The sequence below is a fragment of the Maridesulfovibrio sp. genome (genome assembly GCF_963678865.1).
In the GTDB taxonomy this organism is placed as follows: domain Bacteria; phylum Desulfobacterota; class Desulfovibrionia; order Desulfovibrionales; family Desulfovibrionaceae; genus Maridesulfovibrio.
Map to the genome: position 1 here is coordinate 1,598,216 of NZ_OY787459.1, position 14,265 is coordinate 1,612,480.

Below are 14,265 nucleotides of genomic sequence, written 5' to 3' on the forward strand. Positions count from 1 at the left end.
CTTCATGTTTTAATGAATTACAAAAACAGGAGCATTCATGAAAATCCATTCCCTGCTGATTATATTAACAGCCTTATCTCTCGTCACAACTTCTGCATGGGCCGGGAATTACCCTGTTGTAGACAGCGGACAAGGGGCCTGCTTCGACAACTCCCGGCAGATTCATTGTCCGGACAACGGAAGTAATTTTTACGGGCAGGATGCCCAATACGAAGGAAACCAGCCACATTACAAGGATAACGGAGACGGAACAATTTCCGATCTGGTGACCGGGTTGATGTGGATAAAACAACGCGGCCCTGCCGTCAGCTGGCAGCAGGCCATGGACGGCGCTAAGGACTGCCGTGTCGGCGGATACACGGACTGGCGCGCACCGAGCATCAAAGAACTATACTCACTTATTGATTTCAATGGCTGGGTGCAGCGCACAGAAAAGGATTCCGTCCCGTTTATCAATACGGACTATTTTGAATTTAAATTTGGCGACAATTCCAAAGGGCAACGCATCATCGATTGTCAGGACTGGTCTGCAACTACTTACGTGGACACGACCATGGGGGGCGCCCCTACCGCCTTCGGGGTAAACTTTGCCGATGGACGCATAAAAGGCTACCCCAAACAAAACCACCGGGGCAGAAGCAACAGATATATACGCTATGTGCGCAGCAATCCTGAATACGGGAAAAACACTTTCGTTGACCTCGAAAACGGCAGTGTCGAAGACAAGGCAACCGGTCTGATCTGGCAGCAACAGGACAGCATTGAAAAGCTGAATTGGGAACAGGCTCTGAACTATTGTGAGAAGCTTGATTATGCAGGCCGCAATGATTGGAGACTGCCAAACGTTAAAGAGCTGCAATCAATCGTGGATTACACCCGCAGCCCCAAAACCAGCGGGACCGCAGCCATTGATCCCATATTTAAAGTAACAGACCGGGAATCATACTACTGGTCATCCACCACCCATCTGGACGGCCCCAAACCTTCCCATGCTTCCTACGTGGCTTTCGGACGGGCTATGGGCTGCTTCGGCCCCATGGGCAGCAACAATAAAAGCTGGATGGACGTGCACGGGGCCGGAGCCCAGCGCAGCGATCCCAAATCGGGAACTCCTGATGCATATCCCAACGGACACGGTCCACAGGGCGATGATATCCGAATATATAATTATGTACGCTGTGTAGCCGGAGGCGGTGTGAAAACTTATGATCCGCCCTACACCAGAATCCCTTCGTGGAAAGGCGGCCCGGCCTATAATGAGACTTTCGGCATGGGCAACAGCAATAACGGCAGGCAAAGAATGGGCAGACATCAGGACATGAATTACGGCATGGGAATGGGACAAGGGCGCGGTTCAGGAAAACACCAAGGACCACCGCAAGAAGCCTTCACAGCCTGCAACGCTAAATCTCAAGGAGACGGATGCTCCTTTCAAACTCCGCATGGCCGACTTTCGGGATTATGCATGAACCGTGGGGATAAACTGTTCTGTGTTCCCGAAGGGCATGGTCAGGGTGGAATGCGTGGCAGGCCGATGCAGTAAAAACAAAAAGCCCGGAATGGTAATTTACCGTTCCGGGCCGTTTCAACTCTACAAACTTTCTACATAGTCCATAATCGCCTGCGCGGAATTCTTGGAGCAACGCACGGCCTCGGCAACAGTTCTGGCTCCGGTGACTACATCCCCGGAAGCGAAAATACCATCGCGTGTAGTCCGCCCTTCCTCATCCGTGATGACCAGCCCGGTTTTACCGATCTCGATCCCGGTCAGATTATTGCGCGGGGCCTGACTTACAGCGATGAAAACAGAATCAGCCTGCTCCAGCTTCTCCGAACCGTCCACAGTTACCAGTTTCACCTTGCCGTCATCCCCGGTCTGTTTTTCAGTACGAACACAAACCACGCCTTCCTCTGTCAATTCCAGAGGGGAATGGAAGAATTTAAAACGGACCCCGTCCAGCTTGGCGTAATCATAATCATATCTGGTGGCGGACATGTCTTCCAATCCACGGCGGTAAAGCACGGTAACTTCCTGCGCCCCTTTGCGCAGTGCGGTGCGGGCCACATCCATGGCCACGTTTCCGGCACCGATGACCGCGACCTTCCGGCCCAGCTCATAAACATCAGGGTTTTTGAGATAGTTAATGGCGTAATGCACATTTCCGAGGGTTTCCCCTTTTAAGCGCAGGGGACGCGGGTTCCAGACCCCGGTACCGATAAAAATCGCCTTGTAGCCGTCACGCAGCAGGTCGTCGAGGCTGATAACCGGACCGATGAGCATGTTCGGCCGAATTTTCACCCCCAGCTGCATAAGAACTTCACGCAATTTTTCTAGAATATCCTTGGGCAGCCGGAATTCAGGGATGCCGTATTGCAGAACCCCGCCGATCTTTTCCTCTGATTCGAAGATGGTCACTTCATAACCTTTAAGGGCAAGAATGATGGCTACAGTGATTCCCGCCGGACCGGAGCCGACCACGGCGATACGGGCCTTCCGTTTTTCCAGCTTTTTGGGTTGGAACTGATCAAGATAATAGCGAGAAATATAATTTTCAATATCGCTGCACTGCACCGGGGAACTCTTCCGGCCCAGAATACAATGCCCTTCACAAAAATTTTCATGAGGGCAGATAAGCGAACAGACCACTGAAAGTGGGTTGTTCTCAAAAAGCATGGCCCCGGCCTCCTGCATTTTTCCGTCCAGCAGGAGTTCAATCATTTTATTAACAGGTGTACCGAGCGGACAACCTTTGCTGCAAAGAGGTTTCTTGCATTGCAGGCAACGGGTCGCCTCTTCAATTATGTGTTTTCCCATATGAATAAGATGTGGTTTGACCCTTTGATTACAGGGCTTTATTTTTTGTGAGGATTTGAAAGCAGTGCGTGGAAATGCGTTGATAGCAGGGGCTGACAGGGAGGTCCAGCGGATAATGACATTCAGGCATGGAGGTAAAAAATGCGGACTCACTTGGGAAGTCCGCATTTTAAAAACTGAACCTGCCTAAACTTATTTTACAGCTTCGAGCAGGGCTTCTTCGCCGAGTCTATCAATCAAACCGCTGACGCGTTCTCGCTTGCGGCCGTTTTCCTTGTAGAATTCAAGGGCTTTCACAACCAGTGCAAGAGCTTCATCGTCACCGAGTTTGGTACCGATTTTAACTCCTGCACGGACATTGCGTGCTGCTCCGCCGCCAAAAAGAACATCCCAGCCTTTGGGGGTGCCAACAAGGCCGATGTCGCGCACATTACTGAATGCGCAAACCATCTTACAACCGGAAACACCGCTTTTTATCTTGAAAGGATAAGGACCGTTCTGCTTGACGACTTCAAGCAGTTTCTTACCCATGCCACGGCTGTCCTGAACTCCGTATTTACAGACTCCCACACCGGTACAGACACCAACGGTCGGCGGGACCTTATCTACTTTGACTCCGAGGCTGGCAATAACCTCATCCAGTTTATCCTTGGGAATACCTTCCAGATTCAAGCGCTGTGCGGTGGTCACGCGCAGGGAGGTCAAATTGAATTTGGTCATAGTGTCCATGACGGTCTTCATCATTCCGGGAGTAAACTGTCCCAGAACCAAGGGGATACGCAGGGCGTAGGTACCGTCCTTGCGCTCAACAGGCATGGCTGAGAGAGATTCAGCAACAATATTATCCATAAAAAACTCCTTACTCTGTTTGATGGGTGTTCATTTACATCAGTGCGCAGACTTCTGCAAATAAAGAAAAAAACCAGAATACCTCCCAAAAAAAAGCAGTTTTTTATAGGCCGGTCACCTTTAATATGTTAACTGGATATTAGTGCTGATTTTCAGGTAAGGCAGTTAATTACTTACATGCTCATCCCCCACATAACGATAAGGAGAAAGCAATGGTTGTGACTGATTCCCGCATACTTGATTATATCGGTGCCGGGATGCTTATTTTTGTATTTCTGGTGTTGGTTTACGGCATAATATACATCCACGACATTCCATACAACATTGCCAAGAAAAGAAACCATCCCCATCAGGATGCCATACATGCCGCCGGCTGGGTCAGTCTCTTCACCCTGCACGCAATATGGCCCTTCTTATGGATATGGGCCATGGTTCATAAGCCGGATCTGGAAAGCGACACAACATTTGTGGAACATGAAACTGAAGCTGCAGTCGCAGAAGAAGCAGAACCGGATGCAAAGGAGGCATAGCCGTGGATATACTTATAGAATTAACATACGCGGCTATCGTTTTTGTTGCCTTCAAAGTCTTTAAAATCCCGGTAACCAAATGGACGGTGACAACTGCCGTTGTTGGTGGACTGTTTGTAGTGGGCGGTATCTTCCTGTGCATGGCCTACTACCACCCATATACACCGAACGCGCGCATATACTTCCAGACCACCCCCATTGTCCCGCAGGTCCGTGGCAAAACCATTGAGGTTTATGTCAAACCGAACACGCCTTTAAAAGCAGGAGATAAACTTTTCGCCATCGACCCTACCCCTTATCAGGCGCGAGTCGATGAGATCAAAGCCCAGTTAAGATTCTCCAATAAACGTCTTAAGGAATCGCAGGAACTCGTAAAGCACTCCGCAGGCAGCCGCTACGATGTTGAGCAGTATCAGGAAGAGGTAAACCAGTTACAGGGCGAACTGGACAAAGCTGTCTTCAACCTGAACAGCACCGTGGTGGTTGCGCCTACGGACGGCTGGGTGACCATGCTCCGGCTTCGTCCGGGCATGATGGCAGTCCCCCTGCCCCTGCGCCCGGTAATGACCTTTGTCCATTCCGAAGATCCCATGCTGGTGGCCGCCTTTAAACAGAATCCGCTCCAGAACATCAAACCAGATTTCAATGCCGAGGTTATCTTTCCGGCCATTCCGGGCCGGGCTTTCAAAGGCAAAGTGACCAAGATTCAGGAAGCATTGGCTGAAGGTCAGTTACAACCTTCCGGCGATCTGCTGAGCGTTTCCACCCATATTCCTGAAGGCAGGGTTCCTGTTTTCATTCATATCACCGATGACATGTCCCAGTACAACCTGCCTCTGGGCAGCGCGGCGGCGGTCAGTGTCTACAGTGAAAGCATGGAACCGCTGGCCCTGATCAGACAGGTCCTGCTGCGTATGGTCAGCTGGCGGAACATCATTTGTTTTGAAGCAATCTAGCCCGGAGATAGGCCATGCGAACTAATAAAATTCTACTGCTGTCTGTCGCGGCATTGCTGATACTTTGCGGCTGCAAACGAAACTATTCCCATACAGAAGCAACCGCCGGAACTAACGGAACAAAAACCGCTACCCCTGAAAAATGGGCCGGAACAGCTGTGGACAGCGGCACTATCAAAGACGGTTGGATTCATGATTTCAACGATGCCCGGCTTGACGCACTGGTTTCAGAAGCCATGAAAAACAACCCTGACCTTCAAGCTTCCGCTGCCAAGGTTGATCAGGCCAACGCGCTTGCAAAACAAGCCGGAGCAGCCCTGCTGCCAACGGTTGGATTAGGCGGACAGCTTGCCGGCACTACTGCCGGGGGAACTGCCAGACCGCAGGGAGCCGGACTCGGAATATCATGGGAAGCCGATGTCTGGGGCAGGCTGGGACAGGGAGAACGTTCTGCAGAGGAATCTGCCAAGGCTGTGCAGGCAGATTACGAATTCGCCCGCCAATCGCTTGCTGCTGCCACTGCGCGTAACTGGTTCCTGCTTAACGAAATTGAAGTTCAACAGGATTTCCTGAAATCTATTGTCGATATTCTAGAAAAAATGAACTCCATTGAAGAACGCAAGCAGAAGATCGGCAAAATTTCCATGCTGGAAGTCAATCAGATCCGCGCCCAACTGGCTTCGGCAAGGGACGCCGTAACTCAGGCAGAACTTGCAAAACAGGAGGCCGCACGCAGCCTTGAGACCCTTATCGGACGTTACCCGTCAAACAAACTTACAGGGCAGGATAAACTGATAGCCGCTCTTCCGGCAATTCCAGTGGGGCAACCTTCATCCATCCTCGAAAGAAGACCGGACCTGATTGCCGCTGAAGACCGTGTTGCAGCGGCATTTTATGCGGAAAAAGGAGCAGAACTGCTGCATCTGCCCCGCTTTACTTTCGGCTCCGGGGCCGGGATCAATGCTCTGGGGGATGCCATTGCCGGGCTGACTGCAGGCCTTTTCGCCCCGCTCTACACAGGAGGAGAAATAGAAGCTGAAGTTGAACAGGCTACGGCAGTGCAAAAAGAAGCCATCGCCAACTACGCTTCTACAGCTTTGAACGCTTTCAAGGAAGTTGAAAACGGTCTGGCAGGAGAAAAGCTTCTCAAGGAACGTGAAAAGTATATGTCTCAGGCGGCTGCAGAAAACAAAAAAACATTTGAGCTGGCCCAGATCCAGTACAAGGTCGGGAAAATAGATCTTTTCGAACTGCTAAGCCACCAGACCAAATGGATCGGCTCTGAAATGTCTCTGCTGGATGTCCGCCGGGAACGACTGGACAACAGGGTAAACTTACATCTTGCCCTTGGCGGGAGCTTTGAATAAACAGAAGATCATACAGGGTCATGCTCCGGCATGATCCTGCCGTATTATCCTAAACCTGAACATTACTTGCAATGAAACAATTTCTTTCTGTTTTCTTTACCCTATTTCTTTTGATCTATAGCTCAACAACAAGCCCTGCACAGGAAATTATCTTTCCGGTCAACCATTTTCCACCATGGAAAATGGTTGATACGCAAGACCGTATCAGCGGGATCAATATTGATATAGCAAACCTTCTGCTCAGCCAATTAGGACTCAAGGCCAAGTACATCAACCGTCCTTGGAAAAGATGCATGTTAATGATTGAGCAGGGAACTGCGGATATCATGAACGGCCTTCTGAAACATCCTGAAAGGGAAAAAGTTATGATCTTCCTTGAGCCTCCATACAAAACCAAAAGCACCAAAGCCTTTTATGTGCTGAAGGGAAATGCCGGAAAAATTAAATCATATGAAGACCTGCGCAACTTGAACATAGGGGTTACATTAGGAACCAAATTTTTCCCGCGATTCGATAATGATAAACACCTCCAAAAAGATATAGCCTCAAACGCCATAACCAACTTCAAAAAGCTGCTGGCTGGGCGTATCAAGACCTTTATTCTCACGGAAACCGTAGGGGACTATCTTCTATTCAAACATGGCTATCAGGATCGTATTGAAAAAGCCGAATACTCATATGCACAGCCCATTCCGGTCTACTTTGCAGTATCCCCCAAATCGCCATTGGCAGAACGGATACCTGAACTTAATGCCGCGCTAAAAAAGATAGTTGAATCCGGGCAGGTACAGAAGACAATTGATAATTTCATGGACAATATCCAGACGAGCTTCTAAATTGACTTGCCCATACATGGGTGGAATAGGTGTTTTTTCATAAAGGAGAATCGAAATGCGAATTTACATGGGATTTGACGATACAGATGATAAAGACGCGACCATGGGCACCGGACGGCTGGTCCGAGAGTTCGTTTACGGACTGAATATTGATTGCCACGTGGTCGGCGTAATCCGGCACCAGCTTCCCCGTCTGGAAAACATCCCATACACGTCCAACAACAGTTCGGCCTGTGCAATCATTGACATTTCTCCGGACAGCAGCATTGACTACTTGCGGAACTATGCAACTGAACACCTTGAAAAATATTGTGCTCCAGGAAGCGACCCCGGCCTGTGTATTGCCCGTGAAGATGAAGTGAACAGCGAAATTATCGAGTTCTCCAAAAACGTCACCGGACGCAAAAAGACCCAGAAAGAAGCCATGCACGCAGCACGCACCATAGAACTCTACGGGCTGGGCGGCACCAACGACGGAATCATCGGAGCCACCGCAGCTGTAGGACTGACCAAGTACGGCTGGTGCGGGCGTTTCATTGAATACGGACGACTGCGTGAACTGGGCTCACAACTGCATGTGCAAGACCTGTTTTCAGCCGGGATTGACGTCATATCTACGGACCGCGACCCGCTTGTCCCCCTGCCTGGCGATGAAATACTCAATGCAGAATGGATCAGGCCCTCGCTCTGGGGAGGACGCCCGGTTTTACAGGTGCAGCGCGTAGATTACGGTGTATGGGAACCCGCCCACGGCAAACGCAAAAAAGGACACAACATACCGTCCGATTCCAAGAACCGAGCTACTGTCCTGCCCTGTAGCGGTCAATAAAGCTGCTCAGCGCATCACGCTGACGTTCCATGTGGATTATCCACGCCTCAAGAATCTCCAGACCTTCCGGGGTGATGGAATAAACCCGCTTTGCCGGTCCATCACCCTCCGCATCCCACTTCGATTCTACCAGACCTTCCTCATCCATCTGCCTAAGATGACGATAGATCATTCCGGGAGCGGGTTCATCACGCAAAAAACCGTACCCGCTAATGGTTTGGATTAACTCATAACCATACGAAGATCCTGACCTTAAAGCCATCAGCAATGATGGTTGCACATACCTTTGGGGCTTGGCCCCGCCTGCTTTTTTCGACATTTTTAACCTATTCTTCTTGACTATATGTTCTTAGAGGATATATGTTTAGTATAGACCAATATCCATAAAGACACAACAAACGTAAAGGAGGGCTTTATGAAAATTTTCGTAAGAGAAAGAGTAAAGGCAACCGACGGCGACAAGAGACCCCGTTACCGCGTAGTTGGTGTACAGGGCGAAGGCCTGACCATAAAGGTCAAGCGTATCCGTAAGTGTGAACTCAAGGAAATCGCCGAGCACACCGGAGCTGAAATTGTCTACCTGACCCGTGACGGAAAGGGCAGTGAAGGCAAGAGAGGATAAATAAAAAAAGGGGAACAGCAAATAAAACTGTTCCCTTCTTTCATTTCGATTACTTATAAACAATAGTTCCGACATGTTCTCCGCGCAATGCGGCATGTATGGATTCAGGCTCCCGCAGCACATCGATAATCTGGAATTGCTTAAGGGTCTTGGCGTTCTTGAGGAAGGTCAAGACAGCCCGTTCCACGATCAGATCATCAAGGTCCATCTCAATCAATTCATCCACATGAATGCGATCGTAAAACTTGAGAGCTTCACGATCTTTAGCCTTCTTGGGATCATCTTCATAAAGTCCCTTTTCATCTTTCAAATAAATCACAGACTTGGCACCGATATTCTCCGCCAGCAGGAATGCCCCGGAGTCAGTGCGGTGCGGAGGAATGGAACCGACTTCCGCCGGATGCTCGAAGAATCCATAGGGCGGGATACCGGTGGTGATGGGCAGATATCCCAACTGGCAATACATATTCAGCTGTTCTAAATGCTCACCGTGGCCGATCTTTACTCCGCCGTGCTTGGCCAGCAGCACTGAAAGGATTTCCGCATTCTGCCACGAAACCTTATCTCCCAGTTTGGAGAGCACCCCGGTAGGCATACCGAGATCAACACCGATATTGTATACATGCCGGGCACGGGTTCCGCCGCCGGTCATAAGCAGGATTTTGTGATCTTCCTTGGCCTTGACCAGCTCATCGAGGACAGGCAGCAAAGCCTTGGACCCACGGTCCATGATTGACTGGCCGCCGATCTTAAGCACGTTGACGTCCGGCTGCATGTGAAAATATTCATCCGCCTCGGTATTGCGCAGGCAATCCTTGCCTACAAGCGATTCACCAAGCAGCTTGGTTTCTATATGCAAACGGCCCTTTTCTCCATCTTCTTTAATCAACTTACCCATAGACCCTCCGTTTTTATCCGTATTAACAGCCCCAAAATATGACGGAGCTTCATAATCATAAACCATATTCAGCTATTATGACACCTTAAATTTTGCCAAAACCATACTCAACAAAATTCCGGCCCCGAAGGCCCACGCAAGATTAGAAACAAGAGTAATAATGAGCATCAGAACGATCACAACCTGTGCCGGTCTTGCTGTCATATCACGAATTGCCAGCACTAACTGCAACCCGGCAAAAACCAGCAGCACACCGAGAACTCCCATGGGGATAAGCTGCAAAACCTTGACTGCTCCCGCTCCGAAGCCAATTGCCAAGCCCACGAAAAGCGCACCGATAATCAGGTTGGAACCACAGGTTCTGGCTCCGAAACGGTAGTGGGCAGCCAGTCCCCCTGCCCCATGGCAAAGAGGCATCCCGCCAACCAGTGCGGCAAAACCATTGGCAAGCCCCATGCTCATGCACAAGGCCCGGTCGGTAACCCTGCGGCCTTCCTTACCGAAATATTCATAGCTCAAATCGCGGTTTGCAATTACCGCATTGCCCAGCGTCATGGGAATCTGCGGAAGCACAAGAGCAAGAAGGGCAAAAGAGAAGTCATCCGCCGAGGGGAAACCGAAAGGCAAAAATTGCGGCAGGTAAAAGCCTAAGCTAATCTCAGTCAAGCCATTCCATGCTCCAAGTAACCCTCCTATCACCGCACCGCAGCCCACAACGACCAGTCCTGCAGGTACGCGCTTACTGTTGATCAGCTTCAAGGTTACTATTCCAAAAAGAACTCCCAAAACGACACTGAGCGGAAGCGGACCCAGTGATTGATAATTCAGAAAAGGCTCAACCCTGCCCAGCTTCTCCTGCAAGCCGCTGTTACCTGCGACAAGAGCGATACCTTTAATAATTAGAAGCAATCCTGTGGACACCTGCACTCCACGGATGACAGGCAGGGGAATCAACCGGGCAGCCTTTTTGACCAGTCCGCTTGCGCCGAGAAAAAACATAAACACGGCAATTATATACCCGGCTCCGGTGATAACCGCAGGACTGAGCGACTGGGCAATGGCATAGGCAGAAACAACTTTCATGGGCTGCACTGCAATAGGAACCCGGTAATACATGCCTCCGATGAGGTAGAACAAACCGACGGCTAAAAACAGTCCGGTTGCTGAAAGCCCGTTGACCATAATCATAGCAAAGGCCAAAGGCAGCAGGGCTCCCAGATCGCCGACAGCTCCGGCCCACTCCATCCTGTTAAAGCTTATGCGCACAACAACTCCTATTTCATGTAACCCACAATTTAACTAATACTTCAATATGTAATAAATTCTCAACAATTTTAAAAGCTGACTGCACGGACATAATTACTTTATTAACGATTTCCGATAAAATTGACATAAAAACTCCCGGCAGGCTTGGCACCGGCCGGGAGGCAGTTCTCAATCTGTATCTGAAAGATACTAATCTTCAAATGCCATGGAGACTTTCCAAGCCTCCCAGACCTTACCGACCAAATCAGGGCCGGGGTTCAATACGGTCTTACCGGGTCTCCAGCCGGAGGGGCATACTTCCGCTGCACCGGTTTTCCTAACATGCTGGTAAGCCTGAATCTGACGCAGGGTTTCAGACACATTACGCCCCACAGGAGGTGTAAGAACTTCGTAACCGACAATTACGCCGTCTGGATCGATGAGGAAACGACCACGGATATCCACACCGCCATTTTCGTCATACACTCCGTACATTTCACCGACTTTACCGCCTCCGTCAGAGAGCATGGGAAACGGCACCTTGCCTGCGGTAATCATTTTGGAAAGTTCATCATACTCCCACATTTTGTGCACAAAAACACTATCTGTGCTCATAGAAAGAACCTGAACACCAAGAGCTTCAAACTCAGCATGTTTTTCAGCGACCGCCGAAATCTCGGTAGCTCAGACGAATGTGAAATCTCCGGGATAAAAGCAAAGCACGACCCATTGCCCAAGATAATCCGATAGGGTTACTTCTTTGAACCCGCCATCCTGATATGCCATGGCAGTAAAGTCAGGGGCTTTCTGTCCAGCTTTAATCATGATTCCTGCTCCCTTAGATGTTTCGGAGGTTTCATTTTTGTTTTCGGGCTGAAGCTCATCAACTTTATTATCGATGGGCTTTGAACAACCGACCGGTTGTGAATCACTCATATTTAATTCCTCCATTTCGTTAACCTACTTCATATCACGTATTCATATCGATAAAAAGCCTCTTTATTGAAAAACCTAATAGCTCATAAAACAAAGACACAACATAACCGAATCAAGCATTGAGCAAAAAAAAAGGCCCTCCGTTTACCGGGGGCCTTTTAGCTTTTCATTTTTCTACCAAGGCATGGGATCAGGTAAAATCACATCATCAGAATATTCATACTGGTCGAACTGTTCCGAAAACCAATCAAAAAATTCGAAATAAGGAAAAATCTTGCGTCCGGCTTCAACCTTATCCAAAGCCTTTTCACCGCTGATGTCGATTTTCTTGGAATCTAGGGCCATAATCGGCACCAGATCTTCAGGACAGACGTAAGCCACATTGCCGACCACATAATAACGGATGTCGTATTTTTTGAAGGTAACCTTCTTCACAACAGTCTTGCTCATAAACACCTCTCACTTGATCTCGTTAAATTCAGGTGGTCATAAATCAAATGAGGACAGTGTTCAACATCCTACAACTTACGCTGGGTGTAATCGCTGAAATCTGTTTCCTTACGCTGAAATTCACCTTCGAAAAAGGGCGAAGAAATCAGGAACTCAGCAGTAGAACGGTTGCTGGCAGTTGGGATATTGTACAGCACAGCCAGACGAAGCAAAGCCTTAACATCAACATCGTGAGGCTGGGGCTGCATTGGGTCCCAAAAAAAGATCAGTACATCAATCCTGCCTTCGGAAATCATGGCTCCCATCTGCTGGTCCCCGCCCAGAGGCCCGGATTTCATCTTGTTCACCGGCTTGAAATCATAACTTTCTTCATTCTGCAGTGCAGATCTTTCCTTGATCATCTTTTCAACCAATCCGCCGGTAGTTCCGGTAGCCACAAGATTATGTCGGGAAAGTATACTATGGTTGCAATCCACAAAATCAAGCAATTCTTTCTTGCAATTGTCATGTGCCACAACGGCTATATTTTTTATTTTGCTCACGATGTACATCCTCTTAAATTTTAAGGTATTTATCTACAAGCACTATGGCATGACAATGGGAGAATGTCACTGACGTAAGTATTGAGTGTGTGCAAAGATATGTGTCAGAAAAAAGGCTGCCGTAATACGGCAGCCCAATATCAAGGTTCTCGCTTTAACTTAAAACCGCTCTTCCCATTCCTTAAGCTTAAATCCTATAAGCACAAAGTCATCGCCGACAAGGATGGGCCGTTTGACAAGCATTCCGTCACCGGAAATAAGCTCAAAAAGATCAGCATCAGACATGGTATCAATGGTATCTTTAAGTCCCATTTCCTTATATTTCTTGCCGTTGGTGTTAACAAACTTCTTTTTGTCCACTCCGGCAATTCTCTGCCATGCAAGAAACTCATCTTTGCTCGGGGTTTCCTTGACAATATGGCGAATGGTAAATTCAACACCCTTCTCTTCAAGCCAAGCCTTGGCTTTGCGGGAAGTTGTTCAGCTAGGGTAATGTACTAAAATCATGTTTACTTCATCTCCGTCTAATCGTTTTCAGACAATATCGACTGCCTTCTATATAGATATCACAAATAGAAAACAGCGACAATTATAGACAGAGGTGCCATTAAATTCATCTTCGGTTCAAAAAAACACTGGCTATTCAATAGGGTTGATACGTGTAGAACCGTTAAAGATAATCTGCCAAAGACGTTCAAAGGCATGCCCTGTGTTGTTTTCATCCTGAGGATCATCCAACACAAGCTGAAATGCATTTTCATAAAAAGATCTGGGGCGTGCCAAAATCCTTTCTTTTGCAACAATAAAATTGCCTGTTGGGGCATTGGCTATAAATTGTTCCGGTGATGTGCGTTTAAATAATTTCTCAAAAACATCCCCGACAGGTATATCCTTACCCCAACCTTTCCATTTACCTTTTTTAGCCGGGTCATTCATTTCATGCGGCCTGCCAAGTCTGTCACAGCGCAGTTTGAACCAGGCAAATCCAAAAAATTTAACTTTTTTAGCCATTTTCTCATCTGCCAAGTCAAAAAACTCTTCCACAGTAAGTTTGTCCATATGAAAAAACGGATCACCCTGTAAAAAGATCGTATACTCTGGGAAATTCGGATATTTTTTAAGAATATGATAAAAATAAGTATGCGCTTCCCTGCCTATATTGGGCAATAATATGGAACGCTTATCACCCATCTCAACCAAATCACCGCCCTTGTCGTATATAACCGCCGGAAAGTCCGTTTCATCAAGCCAGGAAACATCCTCCTTGTATCTTGCCACAACAATTTCAACGTCAGGTCTAACCATAAATATTCCTTAAAATACAATCAAAACAGCTGAACATTTCAGAACTAAAGTTTACCGAATAGGAACATAATATTTTTAGATATAT

Annotated in this window: 17 protein-coding genes; 7 read left to right on the forward strand and 10 right to left on the reverse strand. The window is 48.2% G+C overall.

Annotated features, from left to right (window positions below):
• Nucleotides 1-37: 37 nt before the first annotated feature.
• Nucleotides 38-1,543 (forward strand): DUF1566 domain-containing protein, encoded by a 1,506-nt coding sequence (locus ACKU41_RS07455; RefSeq protein WP_321404863.1) that lies wholly within the window; start codon nt 38-40, stop codon nt 1,541-1,543.
• Nucleotides 1,544-1,591: 48 nt separating this feature from the next.
• On the opposite strand, the gene ACKU41_RS07460 is transcribed toward ACKU41_RS07455, so the two are convergent.
• Nucleotides 1,592-2,815 carry an NAD(P)-dependent oxidoreductase gene (locus tag ACKU41_RS07460; protein WP_321404864.1) on the reverse strand — a complete coding sequence of 408 codons (1,224 nt, stop codon included), beginning with the start codon at nt 2,813-2,815 and terminating at the stop codon, nt 1,592-1,594.
• 192 nt (nt 2,816-3,007) lie between these two features.
• On the reverse strand, nt 3,008-3,664 hold the full coding sequence (locus tag ACKU41_RS07465; protein ID WP_319780717.1) for a nitrite reductase: 657 nt from the start codon (nt 3,662-3,664) through the stop codon (nt 3,008-3,010).
• Nucleotides 3,665-3,876: 212 nt separating this feature from the next.
• Here ACKU41_RS07465 and ACKU41_RS07470 point away from each other — a divergent pair, with 212 nt between their 5' ends.
• From ACKU41_RS07470 to ACKU41_RS07490, 5 genes are all read left to right on the forward strand, one after another.
• The gene (locus tag ACKU41_RS07470) at nt 3,877-4,194 is read left to right on the forward strand and encodes a DUF3302 domain-containing protein (protein WP_321404866.1); all 318 of its coding nucleotides are present in this window, start codon (nt 3,877-3,879) and stop codon (nt 4,192-4,194) included.
• Nucleotides 4,195-4,196: 2 nt separating this feature from the next.
• Nucleotides 4,197-5,150 (forward strand): efflux RND transporter periplasmic adaptor subunit, encoded by a 954-nt coding sequence (locus tag ACKU41_RS07475; RefSeq protein WP_319780719.1) that lies wholly within the window; start codon nt 4,197-4,199, stop codon nt 5,148-5,150.
• Between the two features lie 14 nt (nt 5,151-5,164).
• Nucleotides 5,165-6,517, forward strand: a complete 1,353-nt coding sequence (locus ACKU41_RS07480) for a TolC family protein (RefSeq protein WP_321404868.1) — start codon at nt 5,165-5,167, stop codon at nt 6,515-6,517.
• A 182-nt stretch (nt 6,518-6,699) separates the two neighbouring features.
• Nucleotides 6,700-7,353, forward strand: coding sequence for a transporter substrate-binding domain-containing protein (locus tag ACKU41_RS07485; RefSeq protein WP_321404869.1), 654 nt, complete (start codon nt 6,700-6,702; stop codon nt 7,351-7,353).
• A 55-nt stretch (nt 7,354-7,408) separates the two neighbouring features.
• Complete coding sequence (locus ACKU41_RS07490) at nt 7,409-8,182, forward strand: hypothetical protein (protein WP_321404871.1); 774 nt, start codon at nt 7,409-7,411, stop codon at nt 8,180-8,182.
• Here the strand turns inward: ACKU41_RS07490 and ACKU41_RS07495 are convergent.
• Nucleotides 8,154-8,501 (reverse strand): helix-turn-helix transcriptional regulator, encoded by a 348-nt coding sequence (locus ACKU41_RS07495; RefSeq protein WP_319780724.1) that lies wholly within the window; start codon nt 8,499-8,501, stop codon nt 8,154-8,156. The two genes, ACKU41_RS07490 and ACKU41_RS07495, sit on opposite strands and share 29 nt — an antisense overlap.
• A gap of 96 nt (nt 8,502-8,597) precedes the next feature.
• On the opposite strand from ACKU41_RS07495, the gene ACKU41_RS07500 reads away from it, so the two are divergent.
• Nucleotides 8,598-8,804, forward strand: a complete 207-nt coding sequence (locus tag ACKU41_RS07500) for a hypothetical protein (RefSeq protein WP_319780725.1) — start codon at nt 8,598-8,600, stop codon at nt 8,802-8,804.
• A gap of 49 nt (nt 8,805-8,853) precedes the next feature.
• Here ACKU41_RS07500 and ACKU41_RS07505 read toward each other — a convergent pair whose 3' ends face one another.
• The 7 genes from ACKU41_RS07505 to ACKU41_RS07535 form a co-directional block, all read right to left on the reverse strand.
• On the reverse strand, nt 8,854-9,702 hold the full coding sequence (locus ACKU41_RS07505; protein WP_321404872.1) for a uridine kinase: 849 nt from the start codon (nt 9,700-9,702) through the stop codon (nt 8,854-8,856).
• Nucleotides 9,703-9,777: 75 nt separating this feature from the next.
• Nucleotides 9,778-10,968: a putative sulfate/molybdate transporter gene (locus ACKU41_RS07510; protein WP_321404873.1), complete on the reverse strand. Its 1,191-nt coding sequence runs from the start codon at nt 10,966-10,968 to the stop codon at nt 9,778-9,780.
• Nucleotides 10,969-11,157: 189 nt separating this feature from the next.
• The gene (prxU, locus tag ACKU41_RS07515) at nt 11,158-11,883 is read right to left on the reverse strand and encodes a thioredoxin-dependent peroxiredoxin (protein WP_319780728.1); all 726 of its coding nucleotides are present in this window, start codon (nt 11,881-11,883) and stop codon (nt 11,158-11,160) included.
• Between the two features lie 174 nt (nt 11,884-12,057).
• The gene (locus tag ACKU41_RS07520; RefSeq protein WP_319780729.1) at nt 12,058-12,333 is read right to left on the reverse strand and encodes a hypothetical protein; all 276 of its coding nucleotides are present in this window, start codon (nt 12,331-12,333) and stop codon (nt 12,058-12,060) included.
• Nucleotides 12,334-12,401: 68 nt separating this feature from the next.
• The gene (locus ACKU41_RS07525) at nt 12,402-12,875 is read right to left on the reverse strand and encodes a methylglyoxal synthase (protein WP_319780730.1); all 474 of its coding nucleotides are present in this window, start codon (nt 12,873-12,875) and stop codon (nt 12,402-12,404) included.
• Nucleotides 12,876-13,034: 159 nt separating this feature from the next.
• The gene (locus ACKU41_RS07530) at nt 13,035-13,301 is read right to left on the reverse strand and encodes an ArsC/Spx/MgsR family protein (protein ID WP_321405250.1); all 267 of its coding nucleotides are present in this window, start codon (nt 13,299-13,301) and stop codon (nt 13,035-13,037) included.
• 213 nt (nt 13,302-13,514) lie between these two features.
• Nucleotides 13,515-14,180, reverse strand: coding sequence for a DUF3431 domain-containing protein (locus ACKU41_RS07535; RefSeq protein ID WP_319780731.1), 666 nt, complete (start codon nt 14,178-14,180; stop codon nt 13,515-13,517).
• Between the last annotated feature and the right edge of the window lie 85 nt (nt 14,181-14,265).

Excerpts from the sequence above, each read along its gene's own strand:
- ACKU41_RS07455 (WP_321404863.1), top strand. The coding sequence starts at position 38 with ATGAAAATCCATTCCCTGCTGATTATATTAACAGCCTTATCTCTCGTC.
- ACKU41_RS07460 (WP_321404864.1), bottom strand. The coding sequence starts at position 2,815 with ATGGGAAAACACATAATTGAAGAGGCGACCCGTTGCCTGCAATGCAAG.
- ACKU41_RS07465 (WP_319780717.1), bottom strand. The coding sequence starts at position 3,664 with ATGGATAATATTGTTGCTGAATCTCTCTCAGCCATGCCTGTTGAGCGC.
- ACKU41_RS07470 (WP_321404866.1), top strand. The coding sequence starts at position 3,877 with ATGGTTGTGACTGATTCCCGCATACTTGATTATATCGGTGCCGGGATG.
- ACKU41_RS07480 (WP_321404868.1), top strand. The coding sequence starts at position 5,165 with ATGCGAACTAATAAAATTCTACTGCTGTCTGTCGCGGCATTGCTGATA.
- ACKU41_RS07485 (WP_321404869.1), top strand. The coding sequence starts at position 6,700 with ATGGTTGATACGCAAGACCGTATCAGCGGGATCAATATTGATATAGCA.
- ACKU41_RS07490 (WP_321404871.1), top strand. The coding sequence starts at position 7,409 with ATGCGAATTTACATGGGATTTGACGATACAGATGATAAAGACGCGACC.
- ACKU41_RS07495 (WP_319780724.1), bottom strand. The coding sequence starts at position 8,501 with ATGTCGAAAAAAGCAGGCGGGGCCAAGCCCCAAAGGTATGTGCAACCA.
- ACKU41_RS07500 (WP_319780725.1), top strand. The coding sequence starts at position 8,598 with ATGAAAATTTTCGTAAGAGAAAGAGTAAAGGCAACCGACGGCGACAAG.
- ACKU41_RS07505 (WP_321404872.1), bottom strand. The coding sequence starts at position 9,702 with ATGGGTAAGTTGATTAAAGAAGATGGAGAAAAGGGCCGTTTGCATATA.
- ACKU41_RS07520 (WP_319780729.1), bottom strand. The coding sequence starts at position 12,333 with ATGAGCAAGACTGTTGTGAAGAAGGTTACCTTCAAAAAATACGACATC.
- ACKU41_RS07535 (WP_319780731.1), bottom strand. The coding sequence starts at position 14,180 with ATGGTTAGACCTGACGTTGAAATTGTTGTGGCAAGATACAAGGAGGAT.